Origin of the sequence: Zhenpiania hominis (assembly GCF_014333425.1) — a bacterium.
GTDB lineage: Bacteria > Bacillota > Clostridia > Peptostreptococcales > Anaerovoracaceae > Hominibacterium > Hominibacterium hominis.
In genome coordinates, this window is sequence record NZ_JACRYT010000066.1 from 1 (window position 1) to 889 (window position 889).

Consider the following 889-nt stretch of genomic DNA (forward strand, 5'->3'; position numbering starts at 1 on the left):
CCGTCTGGCGGTTCGGGACTATCCCATATCGCGTTATCGTATTCTTCTTTCATCCGGTCGTATCCTTTGATCATCCAAAGAGTGTGTCTGTACAAATCCTCTGGCATATCGCTGTTTTTCAAGTAATAGTCCCTCACGTTTTCCCTCCTGTTTTTTTATTCCTGCGGCTCTGCCAGCTTGGCATATTCCCAGTGCATATAACTGCTTGCAGTCCAGCTCGTTTTACCTCCAGACCAAGCGTACACTTTTCCGTTTTTATAATATGCGAAATGTGCTCGATTCCATTCTTCATCATCGCCATCTCTTACTAGTATCAGATCGTCATTCTCAACCTTGCTCCAATCCACTTCCGGCTTCTGGTATTCTTCATCGAGCCAGAGTGCGGTTAATAATGCAACTTTTTCTGCATTTATAACTTCATAATTGCCACAATCGTATGTAGGAACCACATAGTTATTAAAGAATTTCATTAATTCTCCACTTTTACACACTTTAACTAATTCATTTTTATATTTCTCTCTATTCTTCAAAGTAATCCCTCCCATTCCTTGCATTTCCATAATCGATCTACAGTTTCACCTACATTTCCGCTGTCCCCGTTTGCACATCGCCCTTTTCTACAATGACGGCATGTCTCGCAGCACCGCTTTTCTACTTCCTCTCTGACCTCGAACATCGCAGGCTTTCCGCTCTTGAGATTGACGGCAGGTCCGAAGTCTGTCTTTATATATGTTCCGAATAAATCTGCAAATATGTCGCCGGTCTTCAGCTGTTCGTATCTCATCATTCTACCTCCGTAAGCCAGTATCTTTTTTTGCATTCTGTACATCCATTAGTCCCGTCTGGACAATTAATCTCCGGGTCCATGTCGCATGGCCTCAAATCTATG

Annotated in this window: 2 protein-coding genes; both read right to left on the reverse strand. The window is 42.9% G+C overall.

Annotation, left to right across the window (positions count from 1 at the left end; translation table 11 throughout):
- Window positions 1–155 precede the first annotated feature (155 nt).
- Window positions 156–530, reverse strand: a complete 375-nt coding sequence (locus H9L42_RS16755) for a hypothetical protein (RefSeq protein ID WP_187304535.1) — start codon at window positions 528–530, stop codon at window positions 156–158.
- Window positions 527–787 (reverse strand): hypothetical protein, encoded by a 261-nt coding sequence (locus H9L42_RS16760; protein WP_187304536.1) that lies wholly within the window; start codon window positions 785–787, stop codon window positions 527–529. Before H9L42_RS16760 ends, H9L42_RS16755 begins: the two co-directional genes overlap by 4 nt.
- Between the last annotated feature and the right edge of the window lie 102 nt (window positions 788–889).